Consider the following 16,914-nt stretch of genomic DNA (forward strand, 5'->3'; position numbering starts at 1 on the left):
TATAACGGACCCAGGGTCCTCCAACATCGCTTAAATAGCGGATTTTATCAAAATTACGGAACCACTGTCCTATAAAATCATTCCATAATAAAAAACACATGGAATTTGAACTGCACCTCCAATTGGGTGCAGTTCAATCCCATGTTCTTCCCTTCTCGTTGTTTTATTTCGTTGATGCGAGTATGCTGTTGCTACATTCCCCCTTTCAATGCAGGAGGACGAATTTCGTGATTCCAAATGCAAAACAAGAAATCCGTCCCTTTTTGTCTCCTACTTTATTTTCATCATGCGTTGATATTTGCGTTGTACACTTATTTTTGACCGTGACAATCTCTGCGCTACTTCGTTGAGTGAATATCCTGATAAAACCATCATTTCCAGTTCTCTTTCTTCCTTCACACTCCAAACTTTATAATGCTCCTCTTTTTTACTATTTCTTTCTTGTTTTACCCATTCTGGCTCAGGAGCGATGGCATTATATTCAATCTTCGAAAAATCTACTTTTCCGCGGTTTCTGTCGGCCCAATCCCAAAAATCTATTGGGTCGATGAAATAAAAGCTTTTCGTCGATCTTGTTACCTTTTTGGTATACTTTAAGCCATGTCTTTTCATCCACCCCAATATCGTATTTCGATCAACGGAGAGTAATTGTGCCAACTGATGAGTGGATAGATGCCCTGTTTGATTTTTTGTGTAACCAATTCCCATTCTCTTCATTTTGCTTAAAATGGAACCCTCAGATCGATCTAGCTTTCCAGAGATTGTTTCGATTTTCATTCTTCCCACATTTTCTTTTAAAAAGCGAATTTCTTCTTCTGTCCAACTTCTCCTAGTCATAACATTCCTCATATCCTTTGCAAGGTCGTCTTATAATCGATGCGGCTTCGCAATAAAGTATCCCTGAAGAAGTGGAACACCTAGTTGCTTTGCTGTTAAAAAGTCATCATTTGTTTCAATTCCCTCTAAAACCACTACCATTTCTTTAAAGGAATTGGAAACGAAATAACCGACGTGTTTCTGCTTTTCTAAAGAATCGGATAAGTTCTGTGAACAGGATCTATCCAACTTTGTGAAATCAGGGACATATTGGCGAATTTTTCTTATGGATGACGAAGTATAGGTTAAATCATCATAGGCAATCAAAAAGCCACTATCCCGCAGGAAAGATAATCGATTTCTAAAAGATGGCTCCTCCCAATAATGCTCTTCTGCAGGATCTTCATTAATCTCAAACACTACTTTGCTCTTGATTTCTTCATAAATCCGTAATAGTCCATCAATAAATTCAGGGAAATCTGGATGAATAATAGTAGAAGGAAAAACATTCACAAAAAGTAAATATTTATCTAAATGACCGTACGGATATTCTTTAATAGCATTCGATATGGATGCAGTATCCAATTTATATAAAAGCCCCATATTACGAGCTACGTCAAAAAGCATTAAAGGATCCATAAACGGTTTTGTTCTAATAAATGCCTCGTAGGCAAAGATGGTATCTTTCGAAGTATTCCAAAGAGGTTGAAACTCATTGTAAAATAAGCGATCTTTTATTAAACGCTGTATAGCAGGCTGATCTAATTCCATTCTTCATTTAACTCCTTCAGTTTTTTCGCTCTTTCCGGCTCCAAAACACTATGTATCTATTTAAAAAATTTTCACGAATACTATAATAATAATTGTGACTATTGTACTAATAAAAAAGCAATACTAATAAAGTAGTTTTTTACACACAAAGAAGATTATAACAACTAGAATGAAATTTTCAACATTTATCGTCATAAAAACACAAAAAACTTCATAATTCGTGTTACATTTATCCCGTTTTCGTCATAATTCTGTATAATGAAATATGCTTAAATATATCATTGGAAGCAGGAACTAACATGAATCGACAAATACCAAGACATAATGCCACCGGAGGAAAAATTAGAGAAGCTCGAAAAGCAAGAGGAATGACCCTAGAGGAATTAGCAAAGGGAATCTGCTCTTTAGGGAAATTGAGTCAAATCGAAAATGGGCACAGACCCGTAACGAATGAAGAGCTAGTAAAATTGAGTGAACGGTTAAATTTCCCGATCTTTCATTTTTCCGACCCAGACATAGATGAAAAGATAAAAGAGCTTGATTATAGAAAACAAAAAATTGGAGATTTGCTCGGATTGCAGCATTGGAAGGCTGTAAAAAGAGAATTAACCCTATTTAAAAGCAAAATACAAGAATATGATGTTTCCACAAGAATGATTGATTTTTATTATTTATCCGGTATCTTTTCTTTAAAATTATCTCATTACGAAGAAGCAAGTAATTTTTTAAACAAAGTCCATCAAGAACCTGACAATAAGTATAATTTGAAGCTGAAAATGAAATCTTATAATGCCTTGGCCAGCATGTTTTTTTCACAGAAGAGAGTAACAAAAAGTACTGAAATACTGATGAAAGCATTAGACATCTCAAAGGAAAATCCAACCATTTTGAAGGAGGAAAGAGATAATATATACTTTAATCTTTCCATCGTTTATTTATATATTGGAGCTTTTAATCAAGCGTTATTCTATATCAATCAAATCAACCATTATATTATTTATCCATTGGAAACAGATTACATGAAACTTCTAATTCAATTTTCTAGTGGAGAAACTGCAAATACTATAAAGAGTGAATTACTTTCATACAGGGAAAAACTCGATCAAACAAAAGATCCAACAAATATTCTGCGTGGCTGGGCCCTTACTACTTACTCATTAATAAAAGCGACACCAAATGAATACAACTTTAATAAATGGAGGGATACATTTATAAAGGATATGTGTACCATAACCGAGGTTCCTCACCTTCAAGAACAAGCATTAGCAATATATCAGCTAGCCATTCGAGGCTGTTTGTTCCAAAATATCGAAAAATCCTTTGTCAAAATGCTATTGGACAAAACCAAATCCCTCCTACCTAAGGTGTCTAATAACTTATTAAAAGCCAGAAATTTATATCTGGAAGGAATCTTTCAAAGCCAATCTGGTATCCATTCAGTTGATCTATTAGAGGAGGCGCTTTCCTTCCTAGGTGCTGACTATGATGGACTGCTTAAAGCAGATATTCTTTATGAAATAAGCAAACAAATAGAGCCAAGTAGTCAAACTCCTGCAGTACTTGCATTGGAATTGTACCACCAGCACCAAAAAAATAATTACCTGTTCAACCAATTCTATGAATTGATATTGCCTAACTTTAAATATTGATTGGGTCTTTTTCTCGAGATGAAATAAGCAGTTTGGGAGGACTCACATTCCGTTATCTATGACAAATAGAGGGTCTTCACGATTTTGTAGGACAACGTTCCGTTATTTAGCTATTATGGATGCTATTTGGCCTGAGATTAAGCAAATAGCGGAACCATGGTCCATAAACATCATTAATATAGCTATTTTTATAAAAATAACGGAACGAGTGTCCTCTATTAAAATCGTATATTACGAACAATCGCATAGAAAGCTAGTTATACTTTAAATGTTCCGATTAGCTGCTGTAATTCCTCGGCCATTTTAGCTAAGGAGGAAGCAGAAGCGGAGATTTCTTCCATCGAGGCCAATTGCTCCTCAGATGCAGAAGAGATATTTTGTGTTTCTATAGATACGTTTTGAGATTCCTTAGAAATCGTATCTATTGAGTGAACTACTTGTGTGGAACTTGCCGACATTTGCTCAGAAGCACCGGAAATTTCTTGTATCTGAGAAGCAACTTGATCAACAGAGCTCTTAATTTCCTCAAATAATCTTCCTGCTGTATCAACTAATTGGGTACCTTGATTAACTTCTCTTGTTCCGGCTTCCATTTGTTGAACTGCTTCCGATGTATAGTCTTGAATATTCGTAATTAATTGGGTAATTTGCTTCGCCGATTCAGACGACTGTTCCGCTAATGTACGGACCTCTTCTGCTACGACTGCAAATCCTTTTCCATTTTCCCCTGCCCTCGCAGCCTCTATTGCTGCATTAAGTGCTAAGAGGTTCGTCTGAGATGCTATATTCGTTATCACTTCAATAATATTTCCAATCTCTTTGGAATGCTCATCCATCACACGAACTACTTGAGCTAGTTTAGTCATGGTAGAATTGACGGAATCCATTTGTTTTACAGCAAGCTGAATGGCTTTGTTCCCTTCCATCGCTTTTTCCGACGCTTGAACGGACACATTGGAGGTCACTTTTCCATTTTCGGCAATCTCATGAATATCGGTTGACATTTCATTCATAGATTCAACACCTTCATGCACGCTCTCCAATTGTTTTTCGGAGCTTACTGCCATTTCTTGTATCGTAAAGGTTATCATTTCCGTTGCCTTACTAGTTTGTTCCGCGCTGGCAGTCAACTCTTCAGATGCGGAAGCTACTTGTTCAGCACTTAGGCTCACTTTGCTAACTAAAAGACGAAGATTTTCCTTCATTTGATTAAATGCTGCTGCCAAAATGCCTATTTCATCTGTATTTTTCACTTGAATATCATCTGGAGTTAAATCACCATGAGCAATTTGCTCTGCTACTTTTACTACCTTTACGATAGGCTTGGATATTTTTCCAGACATAATTACCCCAATTACAATGGACAGCAGAAATGCAATAATACTAATTATCGTAACAATCAGGACTGCAGCATTAACCATTTTCGAATTGCTCTCGCTGCCTTCATTCATTAATTTTTGCTGTTCATTCGCCATTTCATCCGATATTGGTGCCATTTTTTTACCTATCGGAAGTAATTCGCGTTCATAAAAATAAAGGATATCCTCCGGCTTCTTATTTTCCTGCACCAATTGGAATAATTGTTCATATTTTTGATTCATCTGCTGATTAAGTTCATCCAAATTTCTAAGGCGTTGTTTATCTACATCCCTTTTAGTCAATTTAATCGTACTTTTAATCAACTTTGCCGTGTTTTCATTTGCCGAATTTAATTCCATTTTATATTGCATATCGTTTTTGATTAAGTAGCCTCGCAGATTACTGAGTTGTTTTTCCGTTTCAACTTGTATTTTCTGTGCATTCGTTAAAACAACAGCCCGACGGTTAATTAGATCGGTATCTGAATCATCTATTTTATGAAGATAGTAAATAGAAATGCTGCTGGCTATACCCAATAGAATAGCAATACTTAAAAATGATAAAATTAGCTTTTTACTTATAGTTAATTTCATTATAAACACCCCTGTTAATGATCTTTCTCTATTCATTTACTTTACGTTTCCGTAGCCGTTAATGGGTTCGCTCATTAATTGGTAAGATTATTTCTACGGTAGTCCCTTCCCCAGGTTTACTTGCAAAATTAATTTTACCCTTGTGCTCCCCAATGATTTTATGACAAACCATTATGCCTAAACCAGTTCCCTTTTCCTTCGTGCTATAAAATGGCTCTGCAATTCTCATCAAACGGTCCTCCGTGATGCCGCATCCATTATCAATAAAACGGAAGATAACTTGATCCGTTTCAAGCTTCTTAGCCTGAATGGTAATGCTTCCCCCTCCAGATATAGCATCCAAGGAATTATAAAGAATATTGATAAAAACTTGTTTGATCTGGCGATAGTCACCATAAATGAATGGCATTTCCGGTTCTATTTCTTGTATTATGTCCACATTTTTTAAAATTGTTTGTGTTTCAATCAATCTAACAACCTTTTGCAATAGTGCATAAACATCTACTTTTGATAAATTCATTGGCTGTGGTTTGGAAAAAGACAGGAATTCATTGATAATCACTTCGATATCATTAATTTCAGACAAGGCAATATCAATATAGGAACGTGGCATAGTTGCTTCATTCCGCATCATTTGCAGAAACCCCTTTATAGAAGTAAGTGGATTCCTAATTTCATGTGCAATACCTGCTGCTAGCTGGCCCACAACCGATAAAGTACCAGTCTTCTGGATAAATTCATCTGTTTTCTTACGCTCTGAAATATCGCGTCCTACGACAACGAAATAGTCAACTTCGCCATGTTCCCCCAGCACCGGATTTAGCTGTGCTTCAATATGCATCCAATGACCGTTTACATGTTTAACACGAAACTCGATTTGACCAGGTTTTTTACTTGAAATAATTTGAGTAAATCTTTGCTGTAGAAGTGGAATATCATCTAGATGGACCCAGTCATAGTCCAAATTGTCATTATTCAATTCTGGAGAAAATCCCAATACTATTTTATGGGACGGGGATGCATAAGTTATTCTTCCATTTACATCACAGACACTAACTAAGTCTTTCATATTTTCTGCAATGAGACGGTGCGTAAATTCACTTTGCTTTAACGCTTTCTCTACATTCCTTTTTTCCGTAATATCAATGCCAGAACCAATTACTTCTACTACTTGTCCACCTCTTTGTATTGGACGCAACGAAGCAATATAATAAATTCCGTTTATTTCACTTTCAAAGCTTACTTTATCCTCGCCATCCCAGGCTCTTTGATAAAATTCAATCATTTCTGCGGCAATATTATCTGGAAGAAAGTCTGCTAACTCTTTTCCGATAATTTGTTCCGGTAATAGCCCCATCCGATTAAGTAATTCACCATCCCAAATAGTATGAATAAATTTGTCTTCCTTTTTGATAAACTTAAAAATCATTCCTTGCTGATTTCTAATCGTATCCACTAATTCTTGTCGGGCAATTTGCAATGCCTCTTCCATCCACTTCTGATTCGATAGTTCTTTCGGAATACCGTTTTGAGCGATGAATTGTTCAATCTCCTCATACCTTTGGACAATTTCATCAGGAGGGATGGGTTTACTAAATAAATAACCTTGCCCCTCATTACATACATTTCTTTGAAGTAAAACAAGATGCTCAATGGTTTCGATGCCTTCAGCAACAACAGTAAGTTTTAGTTGATGGGCCATTGCAATAATGGTTTTGACAATCGTTGCATCATCGCTATCCTCGGTACAATTTTTGATAAATGATTGATCAATCTTTAATTTATTTATCGGAAGTTCCTTTAAATGAAGAAGTGAACTATACCCGGTTCCAAAATCATCCAGACTAACTTTTACTCCTAAGCCCCTTAATTTCTTCAGAACAGTGATTCCATGTTGAATATCCATCAACATACTTTCTGTCACTTCTAGCTCCAAAAATTCTGGTTGTAGCCCCGTTTCCTCTATTATATTGCGAACCATTTCCGTTAAATTCGGTTGGTAGAACTGCCGAACTGAAAGATTCACGGATATCACAATGGGTGGAAGACCAGCCTTCTGCCAAATCTTATTTTGCATACATGCCGTTCGCAATACCCATTCTCCAATCGGTAGAATAAGCCCTGTATCCTCCGCAAGTGGAATAAATTCATCTGGGGTTATGACCCCTTTCTCAGGATGCTTCCAACGAAGCAACGCCTCCACCCCAACTATTTTCCCAGAGCTGAGACAAAGCTTCGGCTGATAAAGTAAGAATAGCTCCTCTCGCTCTAAAGCATTTCGAAGTTCATTCTTTAACTCTTCCACCCTTTGGTTTTCTGGATTCTTTAAAGATAAAGCCTGCTTCCTGCGCATGATAAAATACATGCTTATAATCACAATGAAAAATACTACAATCACAATACTTATATCTACTTTTATTCCCATGGTTTACGCCCCAATATATGACTTGCACCCTTTCCTATATAAACTAGCATTTATGTAAACAGAGATGTATTTGAATTAAATCATCGTGTGAAATATTGCACATTCCTAATGTAAAATTAGTGAAAAGCAACTATATAATACCACATAAAGCGATAACATATTACAATTTTTCCATTTTTTCGAGTTTTTTTGACAAAATGCTGTGTTTTTTAATATAATTCTGTCAATATTTGTAGAATTAATTGTAGTAAATTAATAGACACTGTCTTAACTTCTTTGAAATGGCAGACATTTCGAAAGAAGTAAATGAAAAACTATAGGGACTAACTTAATTTTTGTTTTAAAAATGTGAAAAATTGTTGAGCCTACTTTGATATTAGATTTATAGAGTGGAGGAACAGATCAGTAAAAATGAAAAAAACGCGAGAACCATCCCCACGTTTCATTTTGATACTATTTTTCTGTTTAACCAGCTACTTAATTGCTTTTCCTGATTTGGCAGTAATTCTGCAAATTCGATTCCGTATGTTACATTTTCATTATTTAAATGATCTTGTCTACGAACAATTTTGCCCTTTACAGAAAATACTAAGTGGTCTAGTTGAAAACTAATAAGGATGTTAATATCAGACCGTACCGGTAATTCATAATCACTTGAAAATTTCATTCCAGATAAGCTTATATCCTCTATATATCCCTCAATTGTTTTATCCTTGAGCTTCTCATACTTCGGATTTCCAAAGTGGTTAAATTTAATAATACAATAAAGATTATCTACTTCCACTCGAAAGTTTTTCCGTTTATTAATAAACGGTTGAGGTATCATTGCTTCTTCCATTTGATCAAGGCTGAGATCTACTTGATCCATCTTTTTATTCTTATTATTTATGAAAATAATAAATAGGATAATGATGAAACTACAAAATAAGAGAATGAATGCCAACAAAAGCATAAGCATATCCAATTGTATCACCTCACACCTTTTAGTAATGGTGCAGGTCTTCTGAGAGAAAACCCCTCTACAAATTGGACCATAATTTTATTTATTCCAAGTATTATCTGTTGACTTAAAACCCATTTTTCGTTAATAATCTTATTTACTAAGGCGTGAAATAATGAAATTATTAATGTTGTCGGAAAAACATTGAAAAAAGTTGTTTCATTACTTAGCGTATGGCCTACTTCGTTGTAGGTTTTCAAAGCTTTATGGACAGACCGCGAATCTAGTTCATAAGGCTTTTTTTTCTTGATTGGTTTAGTAAAAGTGATTTCCGGTTCAAATAACTCTTCGGATTGAAGAAGTTCTTTATACCTCACTACTTCCCGATCTTGTATATCAAAAATAGGTTGAAAGTGATGAAAGAATTCGATTTTGATTACGCTGCTTAAAATCAACCACTTCTTACCCCCTTTTTTCCAAATTAAAAAACACAATCCAAAAGAATGGGATTGTGTTTGTTTGTTGCCCCCACTCATTCGGTAACTCAGCCACCATAGCGTTTGCTTTAGGTCTGAAGCTTTGCGCCCTTATTTTTCAATAAGTTTGCCATTATCGTGTACAGGTATCTTCTACTATTTATTTCGAGGATTATACTATCAAAAAATATGACAAAAGTCTACAATGTTTTTACAAAATTAAGAAAACACTAGACTATTATCCTATTTGATTCTCTGTTACTTTTTTACTATGAATAAGATAATAATTTCTTTCTTAAATAAAGAAATGTGTGTCGTTTTAGTAGAACATACATCGGTAATTTCACTTTTTATATATCGTAACTTTCTTTCTTTAAAATATAAAAACGGTTCTCTTGCTTCTGTTCAAGAAACAAGAGAACCGTCCAATAATTACTTAATTTCCTTCGTCTTAACAAGAGTGTTAACCTTGAAATCACCAAATTCATCCACTTTAATCTTATAGTCTGATTTAAAAGCTCGGAATTCGTTCTCCTCTTTTTCTGGAGAGTAGATATTAAACTCTTCATAGGTAAAGACTTCAAAGGTGTTCGCATCGAGTATCTTATAATCAGTTACCTCTAGTTTTAGCTTTTCTTCCGTAATTCCTTTGTCGTAAAGATATTTTACATAATCCTTTGATTCCTTGTATACCGGACCATCGGGATCAATTTTATCCGAAACGTAGGAAAAGTCTCCGTTATTAACGGCAGAAACACTATCATATAAATAATCGTTCAAAAATTCTTCCAACGCATACTTAGGATCCTCAATTTTCTCTGTTGCAGACTCTTCAAAGGATAGATCAATATCATCACCGCTAGTAACAGTAACGACCTGAGACTTTTTCATACCAGTTGGAAATTCCCTTTGGGCATACATTTTGATAGATCCATCTATTGATAATGGTCCGATACTTTGTGCCTGATCGACCGTCATTCCAGTATCCTTATCATTGATGTAAAGTTCTGCATCACCGTAATTAGAATATACGTCTACATATGCACCATCAAAGGTTAGCTGGTAATCCACAACATTATCACTTGCCTCAGAAAAGTCCACTTTTTCCTTTGTTTTAAAGGTGGAATACTCTCCTTTACTTTCCGCTTCCACTTCTAAGCTGCCTGGAAGTGTTTTCGTAAGCTCTACCTTTTCATCTTCATTCTTAAGCGTTTTAAACTTTTTCCCTTTAATATAAACGGTTGTATCCGGATATTCGGAAGAAATATTAACATCAAATGGTATGACTTTTACTACATATTGATTAAAGAGTCCCCATTTTTTGGAGGATTTCTTTTGTAAAATGAATAAATCATTTCCGTATTGATCCTGGATAGGATGCATTCTTTTATAGCCTTTAATTTGTTGGCTTTGCATTTCAAGCTGCCTTTCTAATGCAGGGAAATCATTTTCCTTTGTCAAATAGGAAATATAGCCATCCAAATCCTCTTGCTTCACGAGAATATCTGTTTGTCCATCATTAATCATTTTCGCTAACGTTTTCGTATCTTTTGCTTTTACAGCATGCTCAAACTTGCTGACTACCTTCTCCGGTTTGAATTGAACCGAAAAGAAAATAAATGCGCCAATGATTGCAACGATAAGAACTGCAGCTGGAATAATATAATACCAAGCTTTTTTCGATATACTATACGACTTTTGCACACGAGTAGGCGATGCTTCTACAGGGGCTGCTTCCGTATTTTTCGTTCCACATTCTTTACAAAAAGATTGTCCTGGGACTAACTTGCTTCCACAATTTTTACAAAAACTCATTTTCCTATCTCCCTCTAATTATTCTTGATAATTTTCCGTAAAAATGCTCCACCATAGGATATTAAAAAGGAGAATAGGAAGCTTCGAATAAACATCCCAAACGGATGGAAGCCAAAAAATAAGAATTGTGACTTGCTAGGCAAGCCTGTACCGCTAAATGATAATCCCATTTCCATATTCGTATATCCTGCTGCAATGCTCATAAATAAGGAGTAAACGAGTGCGAATAGAACAATGGACTTCCAGCTGAAAGATGCTGACTTCGCCATTCGGAATCCCGCATATAAGAACAATGCTATTGGAATAATAATCGCTAATTTCAAATAAAGGTCAATATTATGAGTGCTTAAAGCATTTTCTAACATCCAATAATCTTGATCCGCTGCACCAGTTCCTTTGAATCCGGAGAATATTTGATAGGTGAGTGTACCATTATCCCCGCCAATATTAGTACCGAAGCTTAAAGGTGCTATATGAAGAAGCGACCAAATATATAATCCAAATTGCAAGCCCAGTGTTAAATAATAAAATACTTTCATTTTGCTTACAGTAAGAAAGTCTATATGCTGCTCAAGATAGTCAAACACATTATACTTGGCTCCCCATATACTTAAACCAATAATACAGACTAGTGCACACAATCCAAATCCTCTGTAAAAGACGGCAAACCCTTGATGAAATGCCTGTCCATAGGTAGAAATTTCCCTAAGATTACCGGTTGTTCGTTTGAAATTAACAGAAAATAGAATTCCTAAGAAGCTGAAGAACACCCCAAATAACAAGCTAGTAATAAGAACACCAAAGAATGAGTAATTTACTCCTAAGTGGAAGGACATATGGAGGCCATCCTCCGAAATGCTCATTTTCTTTGAAAAACCGCTGAATAATGAAAAGATAGAAAGAATAATGGCATAGCATATTCCGATACTAAGAGCTTGATAGAGTTTTTCCGTTATGGTTTTTGTTACTTTTTGTCTTCCTATATATAGACCGGCAATAAATAATCCTAAAAACGGTCCTATTATGTAAATCAACATTCCAATACCAATTTTTACACTGCCGTTAAAATGGCCAACATCTAAGATACTACTACCTTGAACCTTTGCAACAATTTTTGGTATTTGCAGGTGCTCTGCCATGACAAAATCAGTAAACCCAACAATGGAATCCAGTTTCGGCAAGTCCGTATCTGTATTGTATTCCAATTCGGACATCATATCCGAAAGCTCCATCCCTTGCATTCCTTCGCTCATTAAGTTATTCATAATGGATTTCGCACCAAGCATTAACACCAATGCAAAAATAACTACCACTCCAAGAGCGATTGCTGTAGAAATCAACGAATTCTTTATATCCAAAGGAAATGAAAGAAGTTTGCGAGCAGCTGGGACATTAATTTCTGTTGTTTTTGTCCATGAGATATCGCTTAAACCGCCACGTGTCTGTACTTTCGTTGTTACTAAAGATTGCCCGCATGAGGAACAATACAAATCTTCATTACTTGTTTTTGTACCACATGACGAACAAAAAACTCCACCATTCGGGTGGATATCCATCTTCATATCTTGTTTTCTTAACAATGTTCCATCATTTGAGCAATACATATCATGCTTCCCATTTAAATGTCCACATGTATTACAATACATAACTATGTTTCCCCCCGTATATTAAATGGCGCTTCCCTATCCTTATTGCTTTTCATTATGAAATGGCTGTTTGAAAGTGTAATAACCAAAAGATATGTTTCATCCTACAACATATAATGAAAAAGAGACTTACTTAACAACCTTCATACCGCAGCATTTACAGAAATTCGAAGCAGCTGGGATTTCTTCCTCGCATGATTGGCAAACGATAGTTGGGCCAGATTCCACTTCTTTTTGAATCTCCACCTTTGTACCGCACCCACCGCAAAACTTGTCATTTTCACTAATAGTGGCACCACATTGACATTTATAGGAGGTTGGATTCTTTTTGCTTTGCAGCTCCATACTTTTTTGAGCATTGAAGATTATTTTATCTAAACCGATAATGGATTGTGTGAGCTCCTGTAACTCTGGATTATGTAGTTCACCGTCACGATGAATTCTATAAACTGTCTCCCCTAATTGCTGGATTAGTTCCGCACGCTTTGTAGCAGTTTCCTGTACTACTTTTTTCAATTGACTAATTTCCTGTGCTGTTTGCAGCATTTGCTTTCCCTGCTGTAAACTGTCTTGGAGAATATTAATTCCTCCACCCAATTTCGTTTGTAAATCGCTCATAATGTCCCCTCCGACAAAGAAATACCCTTTTCTTTCCAATTGAATTCCATGAATTTGGCGACCAAAATTCGGTCGCCTCCTCGTAAAATATAAAATAATTGCATTATTAATTCTTACAGGTTTCCTAATACAGCAATACCCATCCAGAATAAAATTTTCATTACAATTGCAATAACACCAAGGATGATACCTGCAATGGACATACCTTTTTTAATAGGTTTCTTGATTCCAACAGCTCCAAAGATGATCGCCAAAGCGCCAATCACATATGGTAAAAATGGAATAAGATTTAAAACAACACCAACAATCCCTAATACTAATGAGGCAACTGCTAATCCATTACCTTCGGGCTTCTGTACGATAATTGTTTGTTGATTCTCGTTACTCATGTCTTCCCCCCCTTTCCAATATAGACCATTTTCTATTTTCAGGATAAATTACCTACTATATATAAATCTAAGATTTTTACGAATTTGTGTCAACATATTTCGCTAAATTTTTACAAAAAAAGATGATAATTCGATATATTTCTATAACTTTTATCCTATTTGATTCATTAAAATCCCTTTACTCATAAAATTCATTTATATATTATCATTATGCCTTAATACAACTTTATACCTATAAACATATGAAAAAGGTAAACTTTGTAGAAAGAAGAGGATATAGAGGCGCGAATCTAAGGTGCAGTAAGTGTCTAGTTACCATGGTAAAAAAATATGCTAAGGCTATTTGTCATGGCAGTTGCTCTATTATCATTTGGAAAAGGCTGCTAAGCAGAAAAAGGGGCTTATATTAAATAATACGGGGGGAAATTATTTTCAAAAAAATATTATTAATGGCAGTAGCGATTTGTAAGACATATTAGGTGGTTGTTCAGGTGAAAGCAATGCTGCAAATACAGTAAAGGATATGTATAAAACTGCAGAAGAAAATGATACGATGACATTCTCACGCATCTGCTCACTGAATTTGTGCCAATAGAGCTCGTTTTCGTTCCCATTTTCCCACCACTCTATCTTTTTCCGGCACGTTCTGCCTCTGATTGTTCCCGCTCATCCTAGCTATCGTCTTCTTCAGGCACGTTCTGCCTATGATAGTTCCCGTTTTTTTCCACCACATCACAGATTTTGTCCTACAACGCCTCATTTAAAATGCTAATATGACAAAGAATCAATTCTTTCCTATACTAAAAAAATACTTTCTTACCTTTGAACAAAAGCGCGAGGCGACTTACCATCGGCGTATGGATGAGTTGAATTTGAACTGACCATTTCACTTGAAGCTAAACGTATACGTCTTTCCAAAAATTATCCATAAGGTTTCATTTTATTAATTCCTAGTGTAGTAAAAAACAAAACGGCAATGCTCAATAAACAAGAGCGCTGCCGTTTCGTTTATTTATCACTATAGAAACCAGAAGATTTCGCCTCATATATATCAGCAGTTTTTAGCCCTTCCCGATAAAGGATCCAATAGAGAGGTGGTTGTGGTTGTCCTTGTACTTCATCTTTTACAAATAAAACAGTAGAAAGCTGATCTTTAAAACGACCATATATTTTCTTCCAAGCATCTACATGATTTGATCAGGTGATGTCATGATCGTCAGCTCAATCATTTATGTATGTAGTTAAAAATTACTATTTTAGTATAAAATACCTAGTTATTAGTTGTGAAGATTGAAAAAAAGAAAACGGTTCTACTGCTTCTATAAAAGATACAAAAGAACCATTCCCTTGATATTATCCTTTTATCAGCCTTCTTAACCCTCGTCTAATCCTGCTTTCTTTCTTTGGAGGTGTTACAGGTTCCTCTACTACTGGTTCCTCTTCGATTGGAACAATTTCAAATTTGACAGATAATCGACTTTGTTTCGTTCTGTAAATCCTATATAGTCTTTCTCCTTGTTGGTATAGGAACTCAACATTATTCTCATTAAAAACTCTAAAATCTTTTATGAAATAATCATTGGCTGCCCTTACATAGACATTCCCTATCGTTTCTAGGTGATCGAACATATTCTTTGAAAAGCTTATTTCATATACATTAGTGTCTATTTCTCGAACCTCTCCAAAATGAAGCCTAGTCGTTTCCCTTTCCATGATGTAAGAGGAAAATAGTCTTGTATCTTCGCTTTTTTCAACATTAATAATGATTTTAATAATTTCCGTATCCTCTTTGACTTCTTTAATAAATGGCTTCATATTCAATTTTACTTTTGTTTGCGTAATTTTTGGAACACAGTTATCTAAATCGTAAAAAGCTTCCTTCCAATCTTCAATAAAATGTTCATAGCTAAATTTCTGCAATATTTTTGGTGCATTCTTAGACATTTGCTCCCTTAATTCACTATTTTGTAATAAGAGCAACATTTTTTCGGCAAGTTTTTTTACATTGCCATCCTCTACTAAAAAACCATTTTTACCATCTATAATAATATCACGGGGGCCAAAATTAATGTCATATGCAATCACAGGTGTTCCATATGCTAAGCTTTCGGTGATAGCCATGCCGAAGCCTTCCGATTTTGATGTCAGCAATGTAAAGCATGCATTATTGTATATATCCGTTTGATTTTCTGTGAATCCTTTTAAAATAACATTCTTTTGTATGTTCAATTGAGCAATAAGTTCATGGATGGACTCTTCATATTCATCCCCATACCCAAATCCATATATCTCTAATCGAACGTCCGGAACCTTTTTGGCTGCATATGAAATAGCTTTCACCGCATCTTCAATACGCTTTTTATGCTGTAAGCGTGCAGCCACTGTAATTAATTTAGGATTATAATTATCTTTGCCATTCACTGGAGGCTTTTCAACAAAATGAGGTATAACTCGAAATGTATCCCGCTCACCATATAGCGCTCCAACAGAATTTTTTTGACCTTCTGTTAGAAAAATGAACTGATCTAAGTCATCTAAACGAGCAAATAGATTATCCCAGACAGCACTAACAGGGGAACCATACGAGTAAGGTGAAGCATAGTGATTACTGTGGGCAAAAGCGACCTTTCTTACAGCTGGATGTTTGACATTCAAAACTGCAAGATCTAAATTTTTCTTCGGTAAATTAATAAGACGATCTCGAAACTCCGTAAATAATACCGGTGCCGGATCCTTCTCAATTACTTTTTCGAACCAATATGTATAAAAATCGGCAGCATCTGTAAATTCCATATTTACATCAGTAAATAATTGAATCCTTGTCCAATTTCTATCTTCATCCATCCATAGCGATAGGTAGCACTTTCCATTTTTGTCTAAATATCGATGAAGCCTTGCCTTCTTCGTTGTAATATCGTAATAAATCTCTCTTATACACTGCCCATTTGGCAAAAATTCTTCTCTCTTATAAGTAACTCCATATTCATTAATAGAATTCATAAAAATTAATTTATGATTTTCATCAAAGCGTTTATACTTTACATAAAAACCATCTTGATAATACCTGTATGAAGGTAACTCTTGACCCTTTACTTTAAAATGTATAAGGCCCTCTTCTTCTACTTCATGTGTAACAGTGTAATCTCTCTCGTCCTTTGTTGGGTCTTGATCTAGGAAGAAATTAAACACCTTAACATTCGGATGAAGTGCACCCTTTCTTTTCATTTCTTCTACCTCTTGATAAAAATCCCTTTGAAAATAAAGAGTTAACAGATTCACATTCCTATCGGGCATTTGCTCACAAATCATATTCATTCTTGCAATAACAGCCTTCGTAAGCCCAGCCTTCTGCATTCCAATCGTGTTTAATATAAAGTATGGATTCGTTTTGTCCATGCCTTCCATCAAACCCCTCCA

Annotated in this window: 12 protein-coding genes and 1 riboswitch; of the genes, 1 reads left to right on the forward strand and 11 read right to left on the reverse strand. The window is 35.3% G+C overall.

The annotated features are described in order from the left end of the window. Positions 1 to 270: 270 nt before the first annotated feature. Positions 271 to 837 (reverse strand): hypothetical protein, encoded by a 567-nt coding sequence (locus KHA87_RS13275; RefSeq protein ID WP_213094638.1) that lies wholly within the window; start codon positions 835 to 837, stop codon positions 271 to 273. Between the two features lie 30 nt (positions 838 to 867). After that, positions 868 to 1,587 carry an EAL domain-containing protein gene (locus KHA87_RS13280; protein ID WP_213094639.1) on the reverse strand — a complete coding sequence of 240 codons (720 nt, stop codon included), beginning with the start codon at positions 1,585 to 1,587 and terminating at the stop codon, positions 868 to 870. A 299-nt stretch (positions 1,588 to 1,886) separates the two neighbouring features. On the opposite strand from KHA87_RS13280, the gene KHA87_RS13285 reads away from it, so the two are divergent. Continuing rightward, entirely contained in the window at positions 1,887 to 3,236 is a 1,350-nt protein-coding gene (locus KHA87_RS13285; protein ID WP_213094640.1) for a helix-turn-helix domain-containing protein, read from the forward strand. Between the two features lie 257 nt (positions 3,237 to 3,493). Here the strand turns inward: KHA87_RS13285 and KHA87_RS13290 are convergent, their stop codons facing one another. The 9 genes from KHA87_RS13290 to KHA87_RS13330 form a co-directional block, all read right to left on the reverse strand. Next, the gene (locus tag KHA87_RS13290; protein WP_213094641.1) at positions 3,494 to 5,188 is read right to left on the reverse strand and encodes a methyl-accepting chemotaxis protein; all 1,695 of its coding nucleotides are present in this window, start codon (positions 5,186 to 5,188) and stop codon (positions 3,494 to 3,496) included. A 58-nt stretch (positions 5,189 to 5,246) separates the two neighbouring features. Then, the gene (locus KHA87_RS13295; RefSeq protein WP_213094642.1) at positions 5,247 to 7,613 is read right to left on the reverse strand and encodes an EAL domain-containing protein; all 2,367 of its coding nucleotides are present in this window, start codon (positions 7,611 to 7,613) and stop codon (positions 5,247 to 5,249) included. Between the two features lie 442 nt (positions 7,614 to 8,055). Next, entirely contained in the window at positions 8,056 to 8,571 is a 516-nt protein-coding gene (locus KHA87_RS13300) for a PilZ domain-containing protein (RefSeq protein WP_249310469.1), read from the reverse strand. Between the two features lie 11 nt (positions 8,572 to 8,582). After that, the gene (locus KHA87_RS13305; protein WP_213094644.1) at positions 8,583 to 9,008 is read right to left on the reverse strand and encodes a hypothetical protein; all 426 of its coding nucleotides are present in this window, start codon (positions 9,006 to 9,008) and stop codon (positions 8,583 to 8,585) included. A gap of 80 nt (positions 9,009 to 9,088) precedes the next feature. Further along, positions 9,089 to 9,171, reverse strand: a riboswitch (cyclic di-GMP riboswitch). Between the two features lie 290 nt (positions 9,172 to 9,461). Next, positions 9,462 to 10,844 carry a zinc ribbon domain-containing protein gene (locus KHA87_RS13310; protein ID WP_213094645.1) on the reverse strand — a complete coding sequence of 461 codons (1,383 nt, stop codon included), beginning with the start codon at positions 10,842 to 10,844 and terminating at the stop codon, positions 9,462 to 9,464. A 14-nt stretch (positions 10,845 to 10,858) separates the two neighbouring features. After that, complete coding sequence (locus KHA87_RS13315; protein WP_213094646.1) at positions 10,859 to 12,490, reverse strand: zinc ribbon domain-containing protein; 1,632 nt, start codon at positions 12,488 to 12,490, stop codon at positions 10,859 to 10,861. Positions 12,491 to 12,619: 129 nt separating this feature from the next. Continuing rightward, positions 12,620 to 13,108: a zinc ribbon domain-containing protein gene (locus KHA87_RS13320; RefSeq protein ID WP_213094647.1), complete on the reverse strand. Its 489-nt coding sequence runs from the start codon at positions 13,106 to 13,108 to the stop codon at positions 12,620 to 12,622. A 113-nt stretch (positions 13,109 to 13,221) separates the two neighbouring features. Continuing rightward, a complete protein-coding gene (locus tag KHA87_RS13325; RefSeq protein WP_213094648.1) occupies positions 13,222 to 13,497 on the reverse strand; it encodes a DUF4190 domain-containing protein in 276 nt (91 codons plus the stop codon). Positions 13,498 to 14,850: 1,353 nt separating this feature from the next. Beyond that, the gene (locus KHA87_RS13330) at positions 14,851 to 16,902 is read right to left on the reverse strand and encodes a glycosyltransferase (RefSeq protein ID WP_213094649.1); all 2,052 of its coding nucleotides are present in this window, start codon (positions 16,900 to 16,902) and stop codon (positions 14,851 to 14,853) included. Positions 16,903 to 16,914 lie beyond the last annotated feature (12 nt).

Source organism: Bacillus sp. FJAT-49736 (assembly GCF_018343615.1).
GTDB lineage: Bacteria > Bacillota > Bacilli > Bacillales > Bacillaceae_C > Margalitia.